Below are 18,196 nucleotides of genomic sequence, written 5' to 3' on the forward strand. Positions count from 1 at the left end.
TCTTTCTTTTTTTACTACTATCATACTCCTAATTACATACTAAATAAATACGTAAAACTATTTATTTAGTAAGGTATATCATTCTAGCAGCATACAGGGATCCTCCAACTTCAAAAATTGTCCTATCCGTTCTTAAAAAAATAAAGCTGCCTCAGCTTCCTTTAGCAGACTGCGGCGCCTAATTTTTGTTATGGTAAAGAGTCTGTTCGGGCATAATATGAGCAAATCGTTCTTTTTCAAGAGTTGACGAAGGCTGATAAATATGAGAAGTTATATGTTTGTAGAAATGAATGGAATAACCTAGAATTCCAGCGGAACCTGTTACTATAATTGTACTGATATTAACCAAGTTCGTTCAGATTGTGGCAGTCATGATTTTTACATACAGCAAGCAAGTTATAGGAGGAGCAAGAATGGATAATAACGATATTTTAATTAGATTACGATATGCCTTGGATTTAAAAAATACAGAAATGGTAGAGATCTTTCATCTTGGCGGGGTAGACGTAACAAAAGAAGACGTATTAAAGATCCTTACGAGAACACCGGACGAAGAGGACGAGGATGCAGTTCATGCGGACGAACACATCTCGTGCAGTAACGATATGTTAGATTCTTTTTTAAACGGTTTTATTACCTTTAAAAGAGGAAAACAAGACCCTAAACCAGGGCAAGCACCGCCAGCGCCGGTTCAAAGCAATCAAAATATGTATAACGTCTTATTAAAGAAAGTAAAAATTGCTTTGTCCCTAACCAGTGAAGAGATGTTAGAAGTATTTGATGACGGTGGCATACGTGTATCTAAAGCAGAATTAGGTGCTTTATTGCGAAAAAAAGGCCACAAAAATTACAAACCGTGCAAAGAGAATTTTGCACGAAAATTCCTAAGAGGCTTAACCGTACAATATAGAGGATAAAATGATACACACTTTTTCAAATCAGAGTATCCATTACGAAATACGATATAAAAACCGAAGTTCTTTTGCAATTAAAGTAGACGGATACGGAACGGTCGAAGTCCTTGCTCCTAAAGGAACGTCTACTGAACAAGTACGTATGTTATTAGAGAACAACTGGGCATTGATTCAGCAAAAAATAAACGAAATGAAAGATAGAACGCATGGACCAAAGAAAAAAGTCTATGAACACGGAGAAAGGTTTTTGTATGTAGGAAAAAACTATCCGATACAGATTCATCACGATTCGACTATTACAAAGGATTCTGTAGTGTTTGAAGCGAACACGCTTCAGATTTATGTCAATCAGCACGACGATGAAGCGATTAAACAAGCGCTCAAACGCTTTTACTATCAACAATGTAAAGCGCTAGTAACCAAGAGTATCTCCTCCTATCAAAAACATTTTAAAACAAAGCCGCGCTCCATTTCGATTTCGGATAGCAAAAAAGCGTGGGGCACGTGTGATTCCAAGCGTCAGCTAACCTTTAACTGGCGGCTGGCAATGGCACCGCAGCACGTCATTGATTACGTAGTCGTTCATGAAATGTGCCACATGGTTCACATGAATCATGATCGGTCCTTTTGGCGTCTTGTGGGGAAAATCATGCCCGATTATCGTGAACAAGAGAACTGGCTGGAAATGTCGAGCTGGGAAATGACAGTGTAGTACCTCTAAATAAAAAAGAGCAGAAGCCCCAGGGGCATACTGCTCTTTTTTATCTTTAACTATAGCGATATTTTCTTAAATCTTTTAAAATAGAGATTTCTTTTAACAATTCTTCTCCGACGTTTGTTTCTAGAACCATTTTTCGCTCTAGTTCTTTATCGACCAATCGCTTTACGGATAAGACGTCCGTTCCTTCTAATAAAATTTCTTCTTTTGAATTAAAGTGTTTGTGAGCGACTAGCTGCATGCCGTAAGAATTATATAATAACGTGTATCCAGCGATCCCTGTTGTGGATTGATACGCTTTTGAAAAACCGCCGTCAATGACAATCATCTTTCCGTTTGCTTTGACTGGATTTTCTCCTTCAATCTCTTTGACCGGCGTATGACCATTAATAATATGGCCGTGATCAGGATTCAGATTAAATTCTGCGAGGATGTTTTGACAGACTTCTTCATTTTCCCGTAAATAGTAATACGGATTCTTTTTCTCTTTATGCGTTGCTTTATCACTGATAAAATATCTTTCAAACGTCGTCATGGCACGTTTCCCAAAGAGTGATGAATATTCTCCTGTCCATAGGTACCAGACCATATCTGTTGCCAAATCATCCGTTTCTTCAGGATGTGCAAAAGCCTCTTGTAAGTAATGTTCAAACACATCAAGCAAGTTGCGGCCTGCATACGTTTTATCTTCAATCGTCATTTTTTCCATGTTTCCTTCTTCATCTAAAGGAATGCAGCCATGTATTAATAAGTTTCCGTTGTATTTCAAATAAAGGCTGCCTTTTTTCATAAGAAACTTCATATGTCTCGCCAGCTTTTCCGAATGCTGTACAGACAGCAGCAGTCTTTCCATCACATGCTCTTCTTCTTCTAATAGCTGATCAGGCTGCGCCGGATTAACCGTTGCAAAGCAGCTGTTTTCTAGCTGATACGTGTTTCCGTATATCGTAATTTCATTTTTATCATAATCGATTTTTTCAAGCAACAGCCTTTCCGACATATTAAAGAAAGGACGTCTTTTTATAATCGGACTTTCAAGCTTGAATTGAATCATCGCAATGGCCTGATGAATTTTCGTAATTTGTAGTCGCTCGTGATCGGATAGTTTGTCACTCGAGCTTACTTTTGGTCTAAAAGCAGGATTATCATCATAATATTTCTCCGCCAAGTTAAGCAGCGGTCTCAGGTTAATGCCATATACGTCTTCAATAATATCTAGATTGTCGTATCTCGCGCAGATACGAATAATATTGGCGAGACACACTTTCGAACCCGCAAAAGCGCCTAGCCATAGCACATCGTGATTTCCCCACTGAATATCAACGGAGTGATAGTTAATCAGCGTATCCATAATTTTATCCGGTTCAGGTCCACGGTCATAGATATCCCCTACTACGTGCAGATGGTCCACAACCAATCTTTGCGTCGTATAAGCAAGCCCTATAATAAGCTTATCGGCCTGTCCCAGAGAAATAATCTGCTGAACAATCTTTGTATAGTACTGTTCTTTATTTGTAAATTCATCCGTTTTATATAGCAGCTCTTCAATAATGTACACAAATTGATCCGGCAATGCTTTACGCAGTTTAGAGCGCGTGTATTTAGAAGAAGCGTACGAAATAAGATTAAGCATACGATCAATGATTTCTGTATACCATTGATAGAGTTCCTTTTTGTTTCGAAACTGTGCTTTGATCAACGGTAATTTTTCTTCAGGGTAATACACCAATGTCGCAAATTCATTGATTTCTTTGTCAGATAATACGTTTTTAAAAAGATCTTTAATTTTCTCTTTTACATTTCCTGAACCGTTTCGCAGCACGTGCTGAAAAGCTTGATACTCGCCGTGCAAATCACTGACAAAATGTTCAGTCCCCTTTGGCAGATGAAGAATAGCTTCAAGGTTAATAATTTCGGTTACCACTTTTTCTTCCGTATCATACTTTTGTGCAAGTAAATCTAGATATTTTGTATTCAAAACTATGTATCCCCTTTCAACGTTCACCATTTAGTATAATCACTCAGCAAGCTTGTGATTATGATGTTAAATACCTTTTATTTAACTCTTTTCTCTCCACGCCTCACCTCTTTATTTTAACCTATTTTACGTAGGGATAAAATGGTATAAAGTCTATTTGTCTATAAAGATTAACCGATCTTGCCCCCTTAAAGATGACAGCTAGCTGGTAACATAAAAAAACCTGCTGATCTCAGTCAGCAGGTTCGATACATATGAAAGAAGCGCACATAATTAAGAAAGTTTACTCCGACCTCTATACAATAGCAGATTTTTTCTTCTCCCGCTGTGAGAAAACGCACAGCGCCAAGTCCTTGGTGATGGTACGATAAAGATGACCTTTCTGAGACAGGAAAAGTCATCCTTTGTATTATATAAGAATCATCATTCTGTTGAATCCCTGTTCTTCTACGTTCAGGGATTTTTTCTGTTGGCTTTGTTAGATGAAGAGAAAAACCGAGGAAAAATCATCACATTAATGTCTGCTGATACCTTATCCACCCTAATTCTGACCGTTTCACTTTTTTAGCATATCCGGTTTTAAAACCTGCCGTTAGCTATACAACGGGCGCCTTGTACTAAATGGATTTTACGATATAAAAAAGCAGCGGATGTAAAACATCACGCTGCTTTTCTTATCTCTACACCCCAACCTAAAGGTGGATTATTGCAGAGTGTTCGTACAAATGTAGTGATTTGTGAACTTAGTGAATATTATTCTTTCTGAAATTACCGCCTTTAACTTCGGCTACGTCATATACCGTAACAAAAGCCGTTGGGTCAATTTCGTTGATAATTTCTTTCATCTTGCTTTCTTCCAAGCGGTTGATTACGCATGTGATTTCCTTAAATTTTTCATGAGAATAACCGCCGTAAGCTTCTTTGTATGTAGCGCTTCGACCTAAACGATCACGTATTGTCTCTACCATTAACGCAGGCTGAGAAGTGATAATCTGGAAGGTTTTCGATCCGCTTAGCCCTACTTCTACGATGTGAATAACTTTGGATGCAATAAAGTATGCAATTGCAGAAAGAATCGCGCCTTGGAGACCAAATACTAATGAAACGAAAATAAATACAAATGCATTTAAGAACAAAATAAGATCACTTGTTCCAAACGGTAATTTTCGAGAAAGCAGTACGGCCAGCATATCGATGCCATCTAAGGCCCCGCCGTTACGAAGTGCAATTCCCATTCCAAACCCAAGGATAATACCGCCAACAACGGTTACGAGTAGTGTATCTCCTTCAATAATTGCTGGAGTGTGATGCATGAGGCTAGTACCGACAGCTAATGAGACAATTCCGAGGATGGAAAATATGGCAAAGCTTTTCCCAATTTGTTGATACCCTAACCATACAAAAGGAATGTTGATAATGGCAATGAGAACCCCAAGTGGCAAGCCAAATAGGTTTGAAGCAACGATGCTAATGCCTGTTACCCCTCCATCTGAAACATGGTTTGGAATTAAGACAGTTTCTAAGCCGTAAGCTGCAATAATTCCTCCGATAATGACCATTAATGCTCGGAAAGCAATTTTTAGCCGCTTAGGCCTGTGATGTTTTTTAGTTGTGTTCATATAATTCCTCACTTTTAAATGTTTTTTACTATTTGAGTGTACCATAAACATTCTCTTTATTTGAACTAAGGAGGCTTACGTATCGTTTTTTAGCTCACATAGTGCAAACATAGATAAAAGAGAAATTCTAGCTGTACAGACTCTATCCTTGCAATAAGTCCCTATTTCTGTTAAGTTTAAGAAGAATTATTTTTGTTCGGTAAAGATTGATAAGTTAAATAACTTTCGTCTGTAGATTTGGGCAAGGATAGTAACACAATGTGTGCGTGTCACACTAGGAGGCAACAATTATGGAACAAGGTAAAGTAAAATGGTTTAACGCAGAAAAAGGTTTTGGATTCATCGAACGCGAAAACGGAGACGATGTATTCGTACATTTCTCAGCAATCCAAAGCGAAGGCTTCAAATCTTTAGACGAAGGTCAAGCAGTTACATTTGACGTAGAACAAGGTCAACGCGGCCCTCAAGCTTCTAACGTTCAAAAAGCGTAATCCATCATAAATATAAAAAGACAGACTCCATGGAGTCTGTCTTTTTCATTTCCTTGAAAATGTCATAATAAAACCCTATCCACTGAGGAATAGGGCTTATTAATACAAAAATAGTAATCGGTAATACAAATGGTAAATTCAGTATAGCATAGTATAGACAAAACCCAAACTATAAATCAATATTTATTCATGTTTCATTAATTCTTCTTCAAAAAAAAACGTACTTGGATATTTATCCACTGTATAAGAGTATCTTTTCATGTTTTTTACATAATGGCTTTTTAAGATGATCACTCTTTCATTAGATGCTTTTATATTTACAATTTCTCCATTAGAAAATAAGCTTATACTCATATCCCTCATCCTCTCTCCTATCAAAAATAATCAAATTTTTAACTTTATTTATCGGGAAATATAACGTGATCTCTCAATGGCTAATCCAGCGAAGGTTAGTTATTTTTGATACCTCCAGGCGTATATGTACTCCTAAAGCATACAGCTCTATAACCATAAGGGGGTTTTTCTATTTTTTTGCGACACAGGATTTTACATATAGGTAAACCTTCTTTAATAGCATTCTGTCACAAATGTCTCTACTTATTTTTTAAGTAATCTTTTTAAATTATTAAAATCCAAAGCAAAAAGACCCCTATGTGGAGTCTTTTTTAGTTTTAATTATGCTACTTTATGAACGTTAGCAGCTTGTGCTCCACGTTGGCCTTGTTCGATATCAAACGTCACTTTTTGACCTTCTTCTAATGATTTAAAGCCTTCACCTTGAATAGAGCTGAAATGTACGAATACATCGTCTCCGCCTTCAATTTCGATAAAACCGAAGCCTTTGTCTGCATTAAACCATTTTACTGTACCTTGTTCCATAATATTGCCTCCTGGTGTGGAATACTCCACACTTGTATTACTACCCTTGTCCAACCATACTATCTTAAGATAAAAAATTCTATGGAAGAGATTTCTCTTCTCTCAATCTTATACCGAACAAAAATAATTAACTTAATCGTAACATACAGAATCAAAGATAGCAAATACAGGGAATGGGATAAATTATTGAATGATAAAAAGAGCCTTCTCTATGCTATACAAGGAGAAGGCTCTTTTTAAGTGTTCATATTTTGCGCAGCAGTTAATGTAGCAGCTGCTTTTTATTTACTTTATTTTTCTGTTTGCTCTGTATGCCACCATAATGAATCTTTTGGATTTTCAACCGCTTCATTGTATTCAGATTTAGAAGCAACCGTTGGGTATGAACCTTTGAGTGATTTTCCTGCTGTGTTTGCAAACAAGAATAAAATCACGAAAAATCCGATGATGCTCACAATGGTTAAATAGAACGCTGGAGCCAAGTGATTGCCTGTTGCGTGAACTAACCATGTCGCAACTAATGGCGTCGTTCCTCCAAAGATAGACACTGAAACATTAAACGTGATCGCTAATGTTCGGTAGCGAATATCTGTGTAGAACATTGTTGGCAGCGTCCCTGGCATTGTTCCTTCATACGTAGCAAGGAAGATTCCTAGAATAAGAATACCGATTGAAACAAAGACTAAACCATTTAAGTTGATTAAATAAAACGAAAAGGCTGACAGTAAGCTCAATCCGCCTAAACCGATTAAGAAAACTTTCTTGTTTCCAATTTTGTCGCTCAATTTTCCAAACATAAGAGCAAGCGGCACCATTAAAATCATAACTGCCGTAATTAATACAGTACCAACTGTGTTTGATAAACCAATAATTTCATTTAAATAAGAAGGCATGTACGATAATAGCATATAGTTTGTAATGTTAAAGAAAGCCACGGCTACGAAACAAACAAACACATCTTTTTTGTGATTTTTTAAAATAGAGAGGAAGCTTTCTTCTTCGACTTCGTCTTCATTGGAAATTTCATTTTCAAAAATAGGTGTTTCCCCTAAACTTCTTCGTAAATAAAAACCAATAAGTCCTAAAGGCAATCCTAATAAGAAGGGAATTCTCCAGCCCCATGAGGCCATTTGTTTATCCGACAGAATAAAAAATAGTAAGCTAGCTAGCAGTGAAGCAAGAATATAACCAACAAGTGTACCGATTTCTAGTCCACTTCCAAGCACATTTCGCTTATTATCTGGAGACGATTCTGCAATATACACCATCGCACCAGCATATTCACCACCAGTTGAAAAACCTTGAATGATTCGTGCAATTAATAAAAGGATGGGTGCCCATATACCGATTTGATCATATGTAGGTAATAACCCAATGAGTAATGTGGAAAAGGCCATTAAAATAATGGTGGTGGTTAAAACGACTTTCCTTCCTAACTTGTCTCCAATTTTACCGAATATAACACCGCCTAATGGACGCATTAAAAAGGCAATCGCAAATGTGGCAAATGTGAACACTAATTTGAGCTGATCATTTTCAACTGCGCTAAAAAAGTTTTGACTAATAATCACGGCTAAATATGAGTACAAGCCAAAGTCAAACCATTCCATCGCGTTTCCTACTCCTGTAGCAAAGACGCTTTTTTTAGCTTTGTCAATATCTACGACGTTAATTTTTTTCTTGTTAAACTTCATTTCATTACGTCACCTCCGCGGTATACGATTATACAAGACTGAGTAGTAAAGTCAAATTTGACTTACTGTATTTCACTCTTAAATGTGTTGTAACACTCTTTATTTTTAAGTAAAAAACGAAAACTATTCATGTGATGTTAAATATTAAAAAAGGTTATAGCTAAAGGGATTGAAGCCAAAAAATGCTGAGGAAGGAACGCTAACAAATAAATGAATTAAAACCAAAATAAACTTTTTTTATTTCAACGTACAATTCATTGCTATTAAAAAAACGATTTTCGCCTAAAATAGGGATCGTTTTCGATGGAATTACACTAGCTGAAATAGTAACTTGTCGTTAAAGATAGCGCATCTGGTTTACAATGTGCTTGGTAGCAATTTCCACTCAGGTTATCTGACAATTATTGTTACAACTCATTAGATATAAGCTTTATTTTGTAATAAATACACTGTTTCTATTACAAAAATTATGTAGCCTTAAAAATAAATATAAAGCTCGTTCTAACAAGTGCAGCAATGGATGATTCGGTCCATAGAATAAAACTTTAAGAGTTGGCTGGGGTTCGAGGGATAAAATTCAACTCCTTTCTCCGTATAATCATTCGTGGCTTCAAGTAAGTTTTCTACTGTAAAAGCAAGCTGGTTTACAGTGTTACTTTTGGCATATTCTTCAACTTGTGTAATATGCCAGCTCCACTCCCTCACCACGCTGTTTTTCCGGTTAGAAAGATACTCTCTTTCTTCTCTTAGATACCCCATAAGACGAACTTTAAACCTAAATACACCCGTATAGTTTTGAATATAAAGATTCACAATTATTACATTTTTTTACATTAGATAAACGTTTTATCTGCGATAAAATAAAAAAATAGACCTCCGCTTAGAAGAAGATCTATTTTTTACTTGCTTTATTTTTTAGTAAGGCTGCCATTTCGTTCTAAAACAGGGACTTCAATATCTACCGTGTTTGGATATTTAACTCCAAGCCCTGTATTTAAAGCCACAACCGTTTCGTTTTCTTTGATCCATCCTTCTTCTCGCAAACGGCGTGCAGCTAAAAATGTTGCAGCGCCTTCCGGACAAATGAACGAACCTTCAAGCTGTGCAACCTTTTTTTGTTCTTCCACAATCTTATCTTCGTCCACCGCAATCGCACAGCCATTTGTATTGTATACGGCTTCTAAAACAAGAAAGTCTCCGATTGCTTTTGGTACGTTAATACCAAAGGCAATGGTTGAAGAATCCGGCCAAAATTCAGATTCTTGTTTTCTTTCATTCCATGCTTTTACAATAGGCGCACAGTTTTCAGCTTGTACCGCAACTAAACGAGGAAGATCACCTTTAATCCAGCCAAGCTCTTTTAATTCATTTAACGCTTTATAGATGCCGATTAAACCAACGCCTCCTCCTGTTGGATATAAAATCACATCAGGGAGATTCCAAGAAAACTGTTCAGCAATTTCCAGGCCCATTGTTTTTTTACCTTCGATTCGGTACGGCTCTTTAAGCGTAGAAGCATCATAAAGACCCCAGGCTTTAATAGCTTCACCGACAATTTTACCCGCATCGCTGATGAGTCCATCTACTAAGTAAAGGTCAGCTCCAGCGACAGCACACTCATTTCGTGTAATAACAGGCGCATCTTTTGGCATAACAACGGTTGCTTTTATGTCAGCGCGTGACGAATAAAGCGACCAAGCAGCTCCGGCATTCCCATTTGTAGGCATCGCTAACTGTTCAACGCCCAGTTCTTTTGCTTTTGACACCCCTACAGCGGCGCCTCTAGCTTTAAATGATCCCGTTGGAATAATGCCTTCATCTTTCATATATAAGTTTGGAATGTCCATTTCTTTACCTAGCTTAGGCATTTTTATAAGCGGAGTCATCCCTTCTCCTAAGGAAACGACGTTTTCTGGATCTTCTACTGGAAGCAATTCATGATATCTCCATAGATTTGGTTCTCTGCTTTGGACATCTTCTGGACTTAGATTGTCTTTCAGTCTCTCTAAATCATACGCTACTAATAAAGGTGAGCCACATTCACATAATTGATGTTTTTCTTTTGGACTATATTCTTTTTTACATTTAGGACAATATAAGTGAGAAACATAACTAAACGGCATCATACACACTCCTTTAAATTCTGTAAACATACTACCCTATATACATTATAATTTATACTATTTTTATCAGAATTGTAAGGTATGATTTACCCATCATTTTATTGAATATTAATAAAAGCATAAAAATCCTTTTAGAATAGGATTTTTATGCTTTTTTCTACTTTATTTATATTGCTTTTTTTAGATTTAACCCTAGTAATTTTAAATAAAAACGTGCAGAATAAACAAAAATCATACTTTAATTATAGGAATAATCAATTTAGAATTTTCAGCAAATTAACTTGTATTAAGAAGCAGTAACTTCCCTTCGGATTTCAACACCGAAACCTTTACTATACCAGGAACACTTTCATACACAAAAGCAGCATTATCTTTCCCCATCATTAATTCATCTGCGGATATGAACTTTTGATAGCTCTCTCCCTATTCCTAAACAGGTTTATTCACACTCTCTTTTTTAAAGATTCCTATTAAAAGCGTAACGAGTCCTATTAAAAAGAAAACTGGAAACAATAACATCATTAATGCAGCTCCTGCAAAACCTTCTTCCTGGCTAACCGCAAACAAAATCGAAACGGCCCACGAAAAGAACGGAGCTATGATTAATATAGTTGTTGTTCCCCACACTATATATTTTCTTTTAGCTGATTTCCCTTGGCTTAGTCCGCTTGCAAACATCAGACCTAATACTAAAACAAGTAATGCAACTCCAATTGCCATTTTATCCTCACCTTTAACAGCCGTTTATTTTTCACGTTACAGCCCTTTTTTTTGCCTCTTGAGCGGAAATGAATACGCTTGTAACAACGAGTAGTAGTAATCCTTCTCCGATAATTATTATCCCTTTTATCTGGATGTCTAGCGCGTCAAACCCGCTTATTTTAGAAAAAGAATAAAGAAGTAGAAATAAACCGAATAACACAGTAAGAAAGGAAATAACTAGGGAAGCTATTCTTCTGTTAAACGCGATACTTACAAAAAGGATTACCACAAATACGATGCTAATGGCCATACAATTATTAAGAATAAAAGACATACGCCCTCCTTTAATTACCTTTTTATTCCATTCTGACATATTCAACTCGTTAATTGGATATAAACGGGGTTTTGCCTATGTAAGATGAATTGTGTATCTGCTCTATCATAAACCTCGCAATATCACGAGAAGATATGTTGAATCCCGGCATATCAAATGCATCTTCTTTTATCGCCTGAGATTTTCGGTGCTCTTTAATAAAAGGAAGACGTACAAGCGTCCAATCTAGCCTGCGTGTTTGAAGAAGCTGCAGTTCTTTTCTTTTATCATCTATCATTTCAGAATAAAGAAGATGAAATGCCATAGCTCCTATTTTATTAAGAATGGATTTTTTATCTCCGTCTATATCTAAAGATCCCCCCGTTACACCAATATACCTCTTTATGCTAAGCTCTTTCATCACCTGAATAACTACCTCGGTAACTTCGCTGTATAAAGGGATAGCTTTGTTAGGCTGACCGAATGTGTTGATGACAGCGTGACATCCACTTAGTAAATAGTTCCTTACTTTTTTAATGTAACTACACAAGGTACAAAAATACACAAAACCCTGCCCACGTGACATAATCACTGAACTCCATTTTTTTACCGCCTCTAACAAGTACACTAAGCGCCCAATTGCAAACACTTCCTTCAGACGTTTTGTGTATATATCTGCTGGCTAAAGCGTATGCCCCCACTCGAAATAAGTAATAGCTTACTAAACATAAAAAAGATATGGTCATACAACTCACATTTAATTCTTTCACCCGGTACACCTCATTATTTTTCTGCTATTCTATCGGATGGCTTACGCTGCTTACCCTTTTACCCTTGTTCATAAAAATCTTTTTTGACGTCTTTTAAAAGTTTTAAGATATCTTTATAAAAACAAGTAATTAACATTCCAGCGATGTTGGTCACCATCGTGATTGTAAGATTGCCGATAATCAGGCTAAGAAAAGTACCAAGAAACATAATACCAATTCCGATATAAAAACCTGGGTGAAGCAGTTCATCGTCGTCTTCTTTTTCTTCTTCCCGAATGTTTATTCTATTTTGTAATGCAGCATTATTTTTAATAAATTCATCAATGGTTGTTCCATAGATGTCCCCTAACTTTAAAAGATGCCGAATTTCAGGGTAGCTCTGATTATTTTCCCACTTATGTATGTTTTGGACAGATACCCCTACTTGCTTAGCAACCTCTTCTTGAGACATTTTTTGTTCTTCTCTTAGTTTTTGCAATTGATTTCCTAACCTCAACTCATTCACCTCTATAACCATGGCAGCGTGTAAGCAGGATCTCCCTGCCTTACGTTTTCTCGTTTTCTATAATTCTAACATATTGTGGTAAAAAAGAAAGAAACAGTTAATGAGGCGTATACCAAAACCTACAACGACAGTAATAAAAAATAGTGAGAATTCTCATGTGTAAAAAATGAAAGAATGCACTTTTATCTCTATCCTTTTATTGTTTATACTAAATAGTGGATTGTACGAACGTAGAAATAAAAAAGGAGGCAAAATAACGATGGAAATGCTGCTTATTTATATATTTGTGATTGCTCTTATTGGATTCATTATTTGGAGAAAGATGAAAAAGAAAAATAAGCCCATTAAAAAGAATGGACTTGGTATATTAGCACCTATTTTTTTCATATTGATTGCATTTTCCCTTAGTCTAAGTCAGCTGATGCACATACCGGGCCAGCCCTTTCACTTACCACCTTACTGGGAAATGCTGATTGCTGGTGTATTAGGTGTTATATTTGGACTTATTATGCTTAGCCAAACAGACTATGAAGTAAGAGAAGATGGCTTCATTTATTCAAAGCCAAATAAGAATTTTAAATATGTGATTATCGCCATTATCTTCATAAGAATGGCTTTGAGTCAGTACTTTAAAGGATTAGATTCGATAGACTTCGCGGTCTTAACGATGACGCTAGCCTTTATATATATTGTTATTTGGAGAGTTGGCAGCTATATGAAATTTCGTAAATTAAACGGTGATGATTACAGCGTAAATGCTGGGTAATCATCAATATGAATGGTCCTTCTTTCTGTTTAGAAAGAAGGATTTTTTGTTATAGCAAGTAAAAGACCCTTGTGTTGTATAAGACAATACATATTTTGTGTAATGCAATATGTGTTTTTATAACAGAACTCTATATATAAAAACAAAACAGATTAAATCAAAACTGTACCTAATCACCCGCTTTTTAATTTACAGGTATATTAGAAAGGAAACCATACTATGACATTTATCAATTCTGTAACAGGCCCAGTCGATACGTCAGAACTAGGGCTAACGTTAATTCATGAGCATATGCGCGTTCGTTCTGAATCTGTTTATGCACAGTTTCCTCATTTATATGATGAGAAACAAGAAGTTGCAAAAGCAGTCGAACAAGTAAATCGTGCAAAGAAGCTCGGAGTCAAAACAATCTGTGATCCTACGGTGATGGAACAAGGGCGCGATATTCGTTTTATTGAAAAAATTGCCCGTGAAACGGACACTCAAATTATTACAGCTACAGGAATTTATACGTATACCTACACCCCTACCCACTTTCAAACCCGTAGCATTGACTATATGGCAGACCTGTTTGTTCGAGACATCGAAGTTGGTATTCAAAACACGTCGATTAAAGCAGGCTTTCTAAAATGCGCTACAGATGCACCTGGCGTAACGGCGGATGTAGAAAAAGTAATGCGCGCTGTCGCACGAGCTCATAAAAAAACGGGCGTGCCGATTATGACCCCTTCACATCCTGCAAGCGGCACAGGCTTAAAGCAGCTTGATATCTTACTTGAAGAAGGCGCTAATTCGAATCAAATTCTGATTGGACATACGGGAGATACGGATAACCTTGAATATATTTCAAACATCTTAAAGCAAGGTGCCTTTATCGGAATGGACCGCTACGGTTTGACAAGAGAATGTTCAACTGAAAATAGAAATAACACGGTCATTGAGTTAGCCAAACAAGGATACTCAAACCGCATGTTTCTATCACAAGACTACTGCTGTACAATGGACTGGTTTCCAGAAGACGCAATTGAAGAACGTTTTCCAAAGTGGTCAATAAGCTTTGTGTTAGAAGAAGTCGTGCCGGAATTAAAAAGAAAAGGCGTAACCGAACAGCAAATTCAGCACATGCTTTTCGATAACGCCCGCTGTTGGTTTGAAGAAAGTAATTGAGATAGTCTTTTTCATTACTACTAAAACCCCCACTGTCTAAGCATACAGTGGGGGTTTTTACGCGTATTATTTTATATACTTACATTAACCAGTTTTTCTTAATAGCTTTTGTTTTTCTTGACTCTTTTTCACCATAAAGTGTACACCGGACAGGCATAATCCAACGGCTATTCCTACTGTCAAGTTTGTAAACACCGTTAACAAAAAGGTCGTGAGGAGAACCAGTGAATGAAACGATTTTTCTTTTACTACCTTTGCAAACTGTTCCTTCTTACTTATATTCCATGCCACGACCATTAGTACTGGCGCGAGACTGGCAAGCGCCACGTATGAAGCGTACGGAGCGAGCACTAGCAGCACAATCAACACAAAGATAGCGTGCGTGATTCCTGCAATTGGAGAGGAAGCGCCGTTTTTAATATTAGTAACCGTTCTTGCAATCTCTCCTGCTGCGGGAATACCTGAAAACATCGGCGTTACCATGTTTACGATTCCCTGGCCAATCAGTTCTTTTTTGCTGCTGTGCTTTGATTTTGTCATTTCATCTGCAACGCGAGCTGTCAGTAAAGATTGTAACCCTACAAGTATAGCAATGACAAATGCAGAAGGTAAAAGAGTTACCACCCTCTCCGCTGTTATATCTGGAAACGCTGGCGCCGGGAAATGACGAGGTATCTCTCCGTAAATGGAACCAATCGTTTCAAACTGATTTGCAAAGAAAAAAGATGCCAAGCCCGTTGATACAATAATTCCAAGTAAATAGGACATTCCCAGCGACTTAGGCGAAAAGTAAAGAACAATTAAAATCGTAGCTAAGCACAATCCCGCTGTAGCGATACTATAGATGTTGATGAAGTGTAAATTACCAAAGATCTCTTTTATATTCAAATGAAAGTACTGATATTTTTCAATAGCGTGCAATCCAAGGAAGTTTGGAATCTGCCCGCTAAAGATAATCAGCGCAATTCCTGACTGAAATCCTACAATAATAGAGGACGGAAAATACTTGATTAAAGCTCCTACTTTACATAGCGCAAAGATAATGAGGAGAATTCCGGACATAAAGCCGGCAATTAATAAGTTTTCATAGCCATATTGCAACACAATTCCTAATAAAACAGGAACAAACGCACCGGTAGGTCCCGCAATTTGAAACCTACATCCACCTAAAATAGCAATTAGCAAGCCCGCTACAATCGTTGTATAAAGTCCTGTAACAGGCGATATTCCAGAAGCTATCGCAAATCCTAACCCTAAAGGTATAGCTATAATGCCAACAACAATACCCGATAGTATATCTTTCTTCAAATGATGCAAGGAGTAATTTCGAAAAACCTCTAGATTCATAAGTGTACATCAGCCTCCATTTTAAGTAGTGAGGTTACCCATTCGTATTTTCGTCATACAACCTTATCTAGCTTTCATCCATCTAAAATAAGGTGGGCTACTCGATTACTTTTATCTTAAAGGAGACAACTTACAAAAAAATAAAGAGGAAATTAGAAGTTTCTTAGCAAGTTATTAAAATTTTCTTAAAAATTCTTGCTATTTATTCTTTTAGTTATTTTTGATGAATTAGATTTCTTTGTTGTTAATCAAACAAGATAACTAGACCCTATAGTACCTATAGAGTCTATGTGGCCAGGCTGCACAGATTTTTAAGGTCAAGTAGACTACAAGGACTACATCCATTGGTTTAATTATATCCGAATTCACAGGACGCTTAGTTGCATGAGTCCGATTGATCACAAACTTGAACACTTTAAAAAAGTTATCTCGTTTAGTGCTGATATACCATGGATATCGTAAAACAAATTACCAGAAATCTAAAAAAACAGGGGCTTTGAATTACAATTCAAAGCCTCTGTTTTTAACTAATAAGATATATAATACCAATTCCTTTGTAACTTTTTTATTTCTTCAAACTTCAGACCAAAATCGCCTGATGAAGGTTTACGGTTGTTTGGGTCATAAACAAAACCTGAGAAATGACCGAAGAGCCCACTGTTTGTAAAGAAAAGTACGGAGATTGCCTTTCCTTTGGTTTCTACTGCGACATCATCTCGACCTCTAGATACGCTCACATACTCTTTCGGTAAATCAATTAGTGATGAGAGGTCGGGTTCATTGGGTAAAAAATTGAACGATGGGTAGTTGGCTTCATCGGGTTTCAGGACACCTTTTTGTATTTTAGCTGCCACTTCTTCTCTCTTCTGCTGATGAAGTTTAAAGTTTATGTCTAAATTAAGTTGCTCAAACGGAATGAAGAACCACAGCACAACGGTTATCACTTGAATAACTAAAGGCAGCCACTTTCTACTGCTAAACAGATAAATCCATGTCCACAGCGTTAGTAGTAAAAAGAAAGGAATGACAAAGAATAACCATATATATGGACTTACGTATTTCCCTATACGATCATCTAAATCCCATTGAAACAGTGACAATAAAAAAATGAGCAAACTACTACATAACGATAAAATTAAGGTTAAATGACGTTCACACCTTTCCCTCTCTCTCAAATAATTCTTTTTTAACCTTCATTCTTTATAATTCGTTATTTACTATAGTTCTGTGAATCCGCTTTAAGAATTCTCTTATTATTCTAGAAAGACCATTATTGGCGTTATAAAAGTAGCCAAAAGAATAAGTTTTGTAATGCGGAGGAGCAAAGTTAACGACTACATATTGATCACTTCTAGATAAGCCGGCATCTGTTTTAAATGCGTAGTCAAATCCTATATTTATTGCCGTATTATTTTCCAATGTATTACGAATTGTATCTACATTATTGGTAGTAAACAAGATATCAAATGGTAATGAACTAAAACCTTTCATAAATTCCTGAATATATTTGTCGTTATATAAAACAATGGGCTGGTTGAGCAACATCTCTTCAGTAATGAGTGTTTGTTTAGCTAATGGCGACTTCTTATTTACTGCAGCTACCATATGACCATCTAATAACTTTTTAAATACCAAGTTCCGATACTTTTTTTCTTCTTTTTCTGTATAAGTAATAAAACCTACATCTACCTCCCCCTCTAGAACTTTATCTATAATATACTCGGTGCTATTTTCATAGACAGAAGCCTTTATGTTCGGATATTCTCTTTTAATTTCTGTTATTAAGTGAACGAGAATCTCCATTGGTCCTGGGTAGGTTGCAATCTTTATTTCACCATTCATTGTATTTGTATACGCTTCTGCTTCATCCATAAATTCTTGAATTTTCAATAAAGCAGAGTTGGCCTTTTCAATTAACCTGTGACCTTCTTCAGTTGGAATAGATCCTCTTCTGGAACGATGAAAAATCATTATATTTAGTTCTTTCTCTAAATTTTTTATAGATTGGCTTAGTGCAGGTAACGTAATATGCAGGTTATCAGCTGCTTCTTTTAGTGAACCCGTTTTATCTATTTCCACCATATGTTTTAACTGTTCAATATTCATAATGCCCTCTTTTTTCTTTTAGTTAAGTATTACTTAACAATCGTTAATATTAACTAAATTTACCATAAGTATATCTGGTTGTATACTTATAGGTATAGTAAAAG

The 18,196-nt window shown here is 36.4% G+C and carries 17 protein-coding genes and 1 pseudogene; 6 read left to right on the forward strand and 12 right to left on the reverse strand.

Features of this window, described 5'->3' with window-relative positions:
- The first annotated feature begins 413 nt into the window (after nucleotides 1-413).
- Complete coding sequence (locus tag ACN6NE_RS01170; protein ID WP_129703106.1) at nucleotides 414-917, forward strand: YehS family protein; 504 nt, start codon at nucleotides 414-416, stop codon at nucleotides 915-917.
- Nucleotide 918: 1 nt separating this feature from the next.
- Complete coding sequence (locus ACN6NE_RS01175; protein WP_129703108.1) at nucleotides 919-1,626, forward strand: M48 family metallopeptidase; 708 nt, start codon at nucleotides 919-921, stop codon at nucleotides 1,624-1,626.
- 55 nt (nucleotides 1,627-1,681) lie between these two features.
- Here ACN6NE_RS01175 and fbp read toward each other — a convergent pair whose 3' ends face one another.
- Together fbp and ACN6NE_RS01185 are read right to left on the reverse strand one after the other, a co-directional pair.
- Nucleotides 1,682-3,610 carry a fructose-1,6-bisphosphatase gene (gene fbp / locus ACN6NE_RS01180; protein ID WP_474324147.1) on the reverse strand — a complete coding sequence of 643 codons (1,929 nt, stop codon included), beginning with the start codon at nucleotides 3,608-3,610 and terminating at the stop codon, nucleotides 1,682-1,684.
- A 743-nt stretch (nucleotides 3,611-4,353) separates the two neighbouring features.
- Nucleotides 4,354-5,229: a YitT family protein gene (locus tag ACN6NE_RS01185; protein WP_129703112.1), complete on the reverse strand. Its 876-nt coding sequence runs from the start codon at nucleotides 5,227-5,229 to the stop codon at nucleotides 4,354-4,356.
- A gap of 290 nt (nucleotides 5,230-5,519) precedes the next feature.
- Here ACN6NE_RS01185 and ACN6NE_RS01190 point away from each other — a divergent pair, with 290 nt between their 5' ends.
- Nucleotides 5,520-5,720: a cold-shock protein gene (locus ACN6NE_RS01190; protein WP_013058096.1), complete on the forward strand. Its 201-nt coding sequence runs from the start codon at nucleotides 5,520-5,522 to the stop codon at nucleotides 5,718-5,720.
- 183 nt (nucleotides 5,721-5,903) lie between these two features.
- Here the strand turns inward: ACN6NE_RS01190 and ACN6NE_RS01195 are convergent, their stop codons facing one another.
- The 7 genes from ACN6NE_RS01195 to ACN6NE_RS01225 form a co-directional block, all read right to left on the reverse strand.
- Nucleotides 5,904-6,074 (reverse strand): hypothetical protein, encoded by a 171-nt coding sequence (locus tag ACN6NE_RS01195; protein WP_013058097.1) that lies wholly within the window; start codon nucleotides 6,072-6,074, stop codon nucleotides 5,904-5,906.
- Nucleotides 6,075-6,395: 321 nt separating this feature from the next.
- Entirely contained in the window at nucleotides 6,396-6,599 is a 204-nt protein-coding gene (locus ACN6NE_RS01200; protein WP_013056405.1) for a cold-shock protein, read from the reverse strand.
- A gap of 290 nt (nucleotides 6,600-6,889) precedes the next feature.
- Nucleotides 6,890-8,293, reverse strand: a complete 1,404-nt coding sequence (locus tag ACN6NE_RS01205; RefSeq protein ID WP_129703116.1) for an MFS transporter — start codon at nucleotides 8,291-8,293, stop codon at nucleotides 6,890-6,892.
- 908 nt (nucleotides 8,294-9,201) lie between these two features.
- Nucleotides 9,202-10,416 (reverse strand): threonine synthase, encoded by a 1,215-nt coding sequence (locus ACN6NE_RS01210; protein WP_328258164.1) that lies wholly within the window; start codon nucleotides 10,414-10,416, stop codon nucleotides 9,202-9,204.
- 429 nt (nucleotides 10,417-10,845) lie between these two features.
- Nucleotides 10,846-11,136, reverse strand: coding sequence for a hypothetical protein (locus tag ACN6NE_RS01215; RefSeq protein ID WP_129703118.1), 291 nt, complete (start codon nucleotides 11,134-11,136; stop codon nucleotides 10,846-10,848).
- Nucleotides 11,137-11,501: 365 nt separating this feature from the next.
- The gene (locus tag ACN6NE_RS01220) at nucleotides 11,502-12,017 is read right to left on the reverse strand and encodes an NAD(P)H-binding protein (protein ID WP_129703120.1); all 516 of its coding nucleotides are present in this window, start codon (nucleotides 12,015-12,017) and stop codon (nucleotides 11,502-11,504) included.
- Between the two features lie 242 nt (nucleotides 12,018-12,259).
- Nucleotides 12,260-12,718, reverse strand: a complete 459-nt coding sequence (locus ACN6NE_RS01225) for a helix-turn-helix domain-containing protein (RefSeq protein ID WP_474324153.1) — start codon at nucleotides 12,716-12,718, stop codon at nucleotides 12,260-12,262.
- A 247-nt stretch (nucleotides 12,719-12,965) separates the two neighbouring features.
- Between ACN6NE_RS01225 and ACN6NE_RS01230 the strand changes: the two genes are divergently transcribed.
- Nucleotides 12,966-13,472: a CcdC protein domain-containing protein gene (locus ACN6NE_RS01230; RefSeq protein ID WP_438616500.1), complete on the forward strand. Its 507-nt coding sequence runs from the start codon at nucleotides 12,966-12,968 to the stop codon at nucleotides 13,470-13,472.
- A 219-nt stretch (nucleotides 13,473-13,691) separates the two neighbouring features.
- Nucleotides 13,692-14,639 carry a phosphotriesterase family protein gene (locus ACN6NE_RS01235; protein WP_474324155.1) on the forward strand — a complete coding sequence of 316 codons (948 nt, stop codon included), beginning with the start codon at nucleotides 13,692-13,694 and terminating at the stop codon, nucleotides 14,637-14,639.
- 84 nt (nucleotides 14,640-14,723) lie between these two features.
- On the opposite strand, the gene ACN6NE_RS01240 is transcribed toward ACN6NE_RS01235, so the two are convergent.
- Nucleotides 14,724-15,986 carry a SulP family inorganic anion transporter gene (locus tag ACN6NE_RS01240; RefSeq protein WP_129703132.1) on the reverse strand — a complete coding sequence of 421 codons (1,263 nt, stop codon included), beginning with the start codon at nucleotides 15,984-15,986 and terminating at the stop codon, nucleotides 14,724-14,726.
- A 333-nt stretch (nucleotides 15,987-16,319) separates the two neighbouring features.
- Here ACN6NE_RS01240 and ACN6NE_RS01245 point away from each other — a divergent pair.
- A pseudogene (locus ACN6NE_RS01245) lies at nucleotides 16,320-16,448 on the forward strand (IS3 family transposase); the annotation flags it as partial.
- Between the two features lie 65 nt (nucleotides 16,449-16,513).
- Here the strand turns inward: ACN6NE_RS01245 and ACN6NE_RS01250 are convergent.
- Together ACN6NE_RS01250 and ACN6NE_RS01255 are read right to left on the reverse strand one after the other, a co-directional pair.
- Nucleotides 16,514-17,101: a hypothetical protein gene (locus tag ACN6NE_RS01250; protein ID WP_474324156.1), complete on the reverse strand. Its 588-nt coding sequence runs from the start codon at nucleotides 17,099-17,101 to the stop codon at nucleotides 16,514-16,516.
- A gap of 85 nt (nucleotides 17,102-17,186) precedes the next feature.
- Nucleotides 17,187-18,092 (reverse strand): LysR family transcriptional regulator, encoded by a 906-nt coding sequence (locus ACN6NE_RS01255; protein ID WP_129703134.1) that lies wholly within the window; start codon nucleotides 18,090-18,092, stop codon nucleotides 17,187-17,189.
- Nucleotides 18,093-18,196: the final 104 nt, after the last annotated feature.

Source organism: Priestia sp. 53B2 (genome assembly GCF_056099005.1).